This window comes from Escherichia sp. 93.0816 (genome assembly GCF_013368855.2).
Lineage (GTDB): Bacteria > Pseudomonadota > Gammaproteobacteria > Enterobacterales > Enterobacteriaceae > Escherichia > Escherichia ruysiae.
Genome location: NZ_JABWNC020000044.1, coordinates 1 through 7,147, shown reverse-complemented (window position 1 = coordinate 7,147; position 7,147 = coordinate 1). Strand labels below are relative to the sequence as shown.

The window sequence follows — 7,147 nt, the reverse complement described above, 5'->3', positions numbered from 1 at the left end:
TGTTCGTGCTCCCGGTCAAATGGGGCGCGTTTTTCCCCCTCTCCCTTCCAGGGAGAGGGCCGGGGTGAGGGTCTGTGCTCGCACCTGAGCTGACCTTCCCCCTCCCCCTAACGGGCAAATTGTGCACGCGGTTACCTCCTGCGCCGTTCTTCTTACTGCCGCTTATCCAGCGCGACAAACGGGCGGTCTTCCGGCCCTATGTAATTAGCGGAAGGACGGATAATTTTGTTGTCCTGACGTTGTTCGATAATGTGCGCCGCCCAGCCGGTGACGCGGGCGATAACAAACAGTGGCGTGAACATCTCGGTGGGAACGCCCATCATGTTGTAGGAAACAGCCGAGAACCAGTCGAGATTGGGGAACATCTTTTTGCTCTCCCACATCACCGTTTCCAGGCGATCGGCAATGTTGTACATCTTCAGCGAGCCGCCTTCCTGCGAGAGCTGCTTCGCCACACGCTTGATCACCTGATGGCGCGGGTCGGCGATGGTATAAACCGGATGGCCAAAACCAATCACTACTTCTTTGTTTTCCACGCGCTTGCGGATATCCGCTTCGGCTTCGTCCGGCGTTTCGTAGCGTTGCTGGATCTCCAGCGACACTTCATTCGCCCCGCCGTGTTTCGGCCCGCGCAGTGCGCCGATTGCGCCGATAATGGCTGAGTACATGTCAGAGCCGGTGCCTGCAATCACCCGGCTGGTGAAGGTGGAGGCGTTAAACTCGTGCTCGGCATACAGCACCAGCGAAATATGCATTGCCTTTTCCCAGCTTTGCGACGGCTTTTCGCCATGCAGCAGATGCAGGAAGTGACCGCCGATAGAGTCGTCATCGGTTTCAGGCTGGATGCGTTCGCCGTTGTGGCTGTAGTGATACCAGTAGAGAAGAATCGAGCTAAGTGACGCCAACAGTTTGTCGGCAATATCCCGCGCGCCGGAGACGGTGTGCCCCTCTTTTTCCGGCAGCGTGCAGCCGAGCGCGGAAACGCCGGTGCGCATAACATCCATCGGGTGCGACGCCGCAGGTAAAGCCTCCAGCACGGTACGCACGTTAGCCGGTAAACCGCGCAGGGCTTTCAGTTTCGTTTTGTAAGCGGCGAGTTCGTCACGGGTCGGCAGTTTGCCGTGGATCAGCAGATGCGCCACTTCTTCAAATTCGCAATGTTCTGCGAGATCGAGAATATCGTAGCCACGATAGTGCAGGTCGTTGCCGCTTTTGCCTACGGTACAAAGCGCGGTGTTACCCGCCGGAACGCCAGAAAGTGCCACAGATTTTTTCGGTTTAATGACATGGGTACTGTTTTGCAGGATCGTTGTGTCGCTCATGTTGTCCTCGTCATTGTTATCATTTGTAGGGTCGAGATATTTTTCGTTGTGTTTTATTTCGCCTGGCTACGGGCAAACAGGTCGTCGAGCTTCGCTTCGTACTGGTAGTAGTTGATGCTTTCGTACAGCTCGTTGCGGGTCTGCATGGTGTCGATCACGCTTTTCTGCGTGCCTTCCTGGCGCAGGACGTTGTAGACATGTTCGGCGGCGCGGTTCATGGCGCGGAATGCTGAAAGCGGGTAAAGCGCCATTGCGACATGGGCGCTGCGTAATTCATCGGTGGTGAACAGGGGCGTGGCGCCAAATTCGGTAATGTTGGCGAGGATTGGCACCTGCACCGCATCGGCAAACTGGCGGTACATGGCGAGTTCGGTAATCGCCTCCGGGAACAGCATCTCGGCACCGGCTTCAACGTAGGCCTGCGCACGCTCAATCGCTGCATCCAGACCTTCCACTGCCAGCGCGTCGGTGCGCGCCATGATCACAAAATCAGGATCCGTTTTCGCATCCACCGCCGCGCGGATCCGATCCACCATCTCTTCTTTTGAGACGATCGCTTTGTTCGGACGATGACCGCAGCGTTTCGCGCCAACCTGATCTTCAATATGCAGTCCCGCCGCCCCTGCTTTAATCATCGATTTCACTGTGCGGGCGACGTTAAAGGCCGAAGAACCAAAGCCGATATCGGCATCAACCAGCAACGGCAGCGAACAAACGTCGGTAATACGGCGAATGTCGGTCAGCACATCATCAAGGGTAGAAATACCGAGATCGGGCAGCCCCAGCGAACCTGCCGCCACGCCACCACCGGAGAGATAAATCGCCTGATATCCGGCACGCTGTGCCAACAGCGCATGGTTGGCATTAATGGTGCCGACAATCTGCAACGGAGTTTCTTTGGTGAGTGCGGCGCGAAACGCTTTACCTGGAGAGTGTAGAGACATAGCACATCCTTTGTTATCAACTTGTTATTTTCGTTGATAAACACAAAGCAAGGGCTATGCCACAATTGATAAACTCAAAATAATCAATACATTTCAATTTGTTAACAAAAACACTCTTACTTAATCTACAAATATGCGTTTCAGTTAACGTTTCAGGAAATGTTTCACCGTGTTTCATTGCAACAATTATGAAACAAGACTAAACCCAATATTCGGTTTCTTAATTCTTTGGGGTGCTATGGCACATCCACCACGGCTGAACGACGATAAACCCATTTTTTGGACGGTATCAGTGACGCGCTTGTTCGAACTGTTTCGCGATATCAGCCTCGAGTTTGATCACCTGGCGAATATCACCCCCATCCAGCTTGGCTTTGAAAAAGCGGTGGCCTACATCCGCAAAAAACTGGCAAGTGAACGCTGCGACGCCATCATCGCCGCTGGCTCTAACGGCGCGTACCTGAAAAGCCGCCTGTCAGTGCCAGTTATTTTGATTAAACCGAGCGGCTTTGATGTGTTACAGGCACTGGCAAAAGCCGGAAAACTCACCTCATCGATTGGCGTCGTTACTTATCAGGAAACCATTCCGGCGCTGGTCGCGTTTCAGAAGACCTTTAATCTGCGCCTCGACCAACGTAGCTACATCACCGAAGAAGACGCACGCGGGCAGATTAACGAGCTAAAAGCTAACGGCACCGAAGCCGTGGTCGGCGCCGGGCTGATTACCGATCTGGCAGAAGAAGCCGGAATGACCGGAATTTTTATCTATTCTGCTGCCACCGTGCGCCAGGCGTTCAGCGATGCGCTGGATATGACGCGCATGTCTCTAAGGCATAACGCCCAGGACACTACCCGCAACGCCCTGCGTACTCGTTACGTTCTGAGCGATATGCTCGGTCAATCGCCACAGATGGAACAAGTGCGGCAAACCATTTTGCTCTATGCCCGCTCCAGTGCGGCGGTGCTGATTCAGGGAGAAACGGGAACCGGTAAAGAGCTGGCGGCTCAGGCGATACATCGGGAATACTTTGCCTGTCATGACGCTCGCCACGGTAAAAAATCACATCCGTTTGTTGCCGTGAACTGCGGAGCGATTGCTGAAACATTGCTGGAAGCGGAGCTGTTTGGCTATGAGGAAGGGGCGTTTACCGGCTCGCGACGCGGAGGCCGCGCCGGGCTGTTCGAAATTGCCCACGGCGGCACGCTGTTTCTTGATGAGATTGGCGAAATGCCGCTTCCTTTGCAGACTCGCCTGCTGCGGGTGCTGGAAGAAAAAGAGGTCACTCGCGTCGGCGGACATCAACCGATTCCGGTGGATGTGCGGGTCATCAGCGCCACCCACTGCAATCTGGAAGAGGATATGCAGCAAGGACGTTTTCGCCGCGATCTGTTTTATCGACTGAGTATTCTGCGTCTGCAATTGCCGCCACTGCGCGAGCGGGGTGCGGATATTCTGCCGCTGGCGGAAAGCTTTTTAAAAGTGTCTCTGGCGGCGCTCTCCGCCCCGTTTTCTGCTGCGTTACGCGAGGGGCTAAATACCTGCCAGGTGGTTTTATTGCACTATGTGTGGCCGGGAAATATTCGTGAACTTCGCAATATGATGGAGCGACTGGCGCTATTTTTAAGTGTGGAACCTACGCCGGATTTAACGCCACAGTTTTTGCAACGGCTACTGCCGGAATTAGCCCACGAGTCGGCGAAAATTACCGCCTCTCCCTTGCTGACACCCCAACAGGCACTGGAGAAATTTAATGGTGATAAAACAGCAGCGGCGAATTATTTAGGCATCAGCCGAACGACGTTCTGGCGGCGGCTGAAAAATTAAATTGCCGGATGCGGTGTGACCCCCTATCCGGCCTACAAAATCATGAATTTCAATATATTGCATTCACCGATAGACGTGCACATCGGGCATATTTACATGGCTTCAGAATTACTTCTTCTTATAAATATTTGCCGTGCCGTGGATCTTATTGTCAGTCTGACCGGAGGTCAGTACCAACACATCAGCACCTTTTTCATCCGCTTTTTTGATTAAATCTTCTTTTGCATCTGCAGTCGACATTTCATTACTTGTTGAAATATCACCTATTTTTTCATATTGCGATTCAACCTTTTCAAATTCCGCTTTAGTCATCAATTCAGCGGCATAGACGTTTGTGACAACAAAAGCTAACGCACCAACTAAGAGCTTAGTTCCAGTTTTCATAGGTGAACTCCATAATGTGTGATTGGCTAATGCCCTGAAGCTAACAGTCATCATCAGGGTTGATTAATAAGTAGTTCAGCGGTTAGGAAAAATCCACAGGAAAAGAGAATATATTTGTATTGTTCTTAATGCGAACCCCACTTGTCCTGCCAGTTAATAACTCTTCCTGCAATTATTGCTGGTGTTATTTGAATTATTTTTTATAAAAATCTCAAATTTTCACCATGCCAGATATTCAATATAAAACTTACGCCACCCACATTATTTTTCTGAACAAAAAAAACAAAACTATCTATTGAGTTGATTTTTATAAGCATTATTTGCTTTACCCATTATTAACCTTAAGACGATTTACTATTATTTTTTAATAATAATATTGAAAAATTCATTCACACCACTTACAAACCACTAAAACCTATCAATGCAATGAACAACTAACACTTTAATAAATTTATGGCGTCTAATATTACAGATATTCTTATTTAGCAACTTGTATATTTACGCCTTACAAGGCTTCGGGAAGAAAAACAGTGCAATAAAAACATCTCGCCATTTAAATTTAAGGATGAAAGTGAGTGATATGAAACTAGCAAAACATGCTTTATCAACCCTGGCTATAGCCATTTCAACAATATTATCCACACCCGTATCTCTGGCCGTAACCCCACCCACAGACGAAAATAGCACTGTTGTCATTAATAATGGCGAAGAAGCAAAAGTTATTGCCTCTGAGGGTTATGCTCCCGGATGGAATCATTTTACTTCTTTGAATGTAGGCCAAAACTCTAACGGCTCATTACTCATTGAAAATATTTCACTTATTACTGCTAATGCTACCGTAGGCAATAACTCTGAAGGTTCCCTCACTTTATCCGACCATACCAACTGGCAGTTTGATACCCCTACATCCAAAATGTATTTGGGTACAAATGAAGGTTCCGGCACGGTATACGTGTTAGAAGGCAGTAAGATAAGTGGCCTGCAGGAACTCAGGATTGGTGAGTATTATGGTGATGCCAAAGGGTTGATGGTTATTGATGGGGAAAACTCATCAGTTTCCTCTAACATTGCTCTTGTTGGCGATCAGGGAACCGGCAATTTACGTATTACTAATGGCGGCACACTCACTACCTCAGCTCAGGTAGCTATTGGGTATGCTTATCCAGCCAATGATATATCAAAAAATCGTAATAGTTATGGCGAGGTTCTGGTTGACGGTAAAAATTCAACATTGAATGCTGAATATGTTTATCTTGGTGGATTCAGCCCAGATGTTGCTTTTAATACTACCGGCATCCTTACCGTTAATAACGGTGCAACTATCAATGCCAATTCGTTTATCTGGATTACTGTCGCACCTAGCGCCACAGGCGTTTTAAATATTGGTGGTGCGCAAGGTGAGGCTGAACAGCCTGCAGGTTCGATTAATACGCCATTTATTCATTTGGGAGCCGCAGATGCTTCCTCCACATCGGTAGTAAACTTTAATCACTCCAGTACCGATTTTCTCCTGGCCTCACCTATACAGGGAAACGGCCAGGTTAACCAGGTCGGCTCCGGGACGACAACATTATCCGGTATGAATAACTATGCCGGTAATACCTATATAACCAAAGGCAGCCTACGCGCAGGTAAAGAGAATACCTTCAGCCCCAACTCCGATTTTATTGTCGACGGTGGTGGACACCTCGATTTAAACGGTTATTCGCAAGCGTTAAAAACGCTGGCGCTGGCTGGAACAGCAACGCTGTCTTCGTATGAACAAGGCCACGAGTTCACGCCGACCACACTAACCATTAACGGCAACTATACTGCCAGTGATGGTTTGTTAGTCATGCATACTGTATTAGGCGATGATAATTCCGCAACGGATAAACTCGTCGTAAAAGGCGACACTTCCGGTAGCACCCGCGTCATGGTCAACAATGCGGGCGGCCTGGGCGCGGATACCCTGGAAGGGATAAAAATTGTAGAGGTTGACGGCCTGTCAGAGGGCGTTTTCAGTAAAGAGGGACGTATTGTTGCCGGTCCCTATGATTACAACGTGACAAAAAGCGACAACCAGAACTGGTTTTTAACCAGTGAAATTCCCGCAGGACCGTATACCCCACCGGAACTGCCTGTAGTCCCGGAGCCAGATCCTGAGCCTCCTGTAACACCAGAACCCCCTGTAACACCAGAACCGCCAGTGACACCGGAGCCGCCTGTTACGCCATCTGTTCCGCAGCCGGAAAGAAAGCATCAGTATCGCCCGGAGATTGGCAGCTATGTGGCCAATATTCAGGCGGCAAATACCCTGTTTAATACCCGACTGCATGACCGTCTGGGGGAAACACAATACACCGACCTCCTGACCGGCGAGCAGAAAGTGACCAGTCTGTGGTTACGTAACATTGGCGGACATAACCGCTTTAAAGATCGCTCGGATGAACTGAACACCCAGAGCAACCGTTATGTTCTGCAACTTGGCGGCGATATTGCGCAATGGAGCAGTAATGCTCTCGATCGCTGGCATCTCGGCCTGATGGCTGGCTATGCCAACAGCAAGAGTCACACACATTCCAACCTGACCGGGTACAACTCACGCGGGCAAATCGACGGCTACAGTGTTGGCGTATATGGCACCTGGTACGCTAACGAAGCAGATAAAACAGGGACTTATGTTGATAGCT

The 7,147-nt window shown here is 49.7% G+C and carries 5 protein-coding genes; 2 read left to right on the top strand and 3 right to left on the bottom strand.

Annotated elements, in window-relative coordinates:
• Positions 1-152: 152 nt before the first annotated feature.
• Positions 153-1,322 carry a bifunctional 2-methylcitrate synthase/citrate synthase gene (gene prpC / locus HEM79_RS21895; protein ID WP_021550307.1) on the bottom strand — a complete coding sequence of 390 codons (1,170 nt, stop codon included), beginning with the start codon at positions 1,320-1,322 and terminating at the stop codon, positions 153-155.
• A gap of 53 nt (positions 1,323-1,375) precedes the next feature.
• Entirely contained in the window at positions 1,376-2,266 is an 891-nt protein-coding gene (gene prpB / locus HEM79_RS21890; RefSeq protein ID WP_176242061.1) for a methylisocitrate lyase, read from the bottom strand.
• A 238-nt stretch (positions 2,267-2,504) separates the two neighbouring features.
• Here prpB and prpR point away from each other — a divergent pair, with 238 nt between their 5' ends.
• The gene (prpR, locus tag HEM79_RS21885; protein ID WP_176242059.1) at positions 2,505-4,091 is read left to right on the top strand and encodes a propionate catabolism operon regulatory protein PrpR; all 1,587 of its coding nucleotides are present in this window, start codon (positions 2,505-2,507) and stop codon (positions 4,089-4,091) included.
• 108 nt (positions 4,092-4,199) lie between these two features.
• On the opposite strand, the gene yahO is transcribed toward prpR, so the two are convergent.
• Positions 4,200-4,475 carry a DUF1471 family periplasmic protein YahO gene (gene yahO / locus HEM79_RS21880; RefSeq protein ID WP_000848012.1) on the bottom strand — a complete coding sequence of 92 codons (276 nt, stop codon included), beginning with the start codon at positions 4,473-4,475 and terminating at the stop codon, positions 4,200-4,202.
• 580 nt (positions 4,476-5,055) lie between these two features.
• On the opposite strand from yahO, the gene HEM79_RS21875 reads away from it, so the two are divergent.
• The coding region (locus HEM79_RS21875) for an autotransporter outer membrane beta-barrel domain-containing protein (RefSeq protein WP_286178661.1) at positions 5,056-7,147 on the top strand (2,092 nt) is incomplete at its 3' end.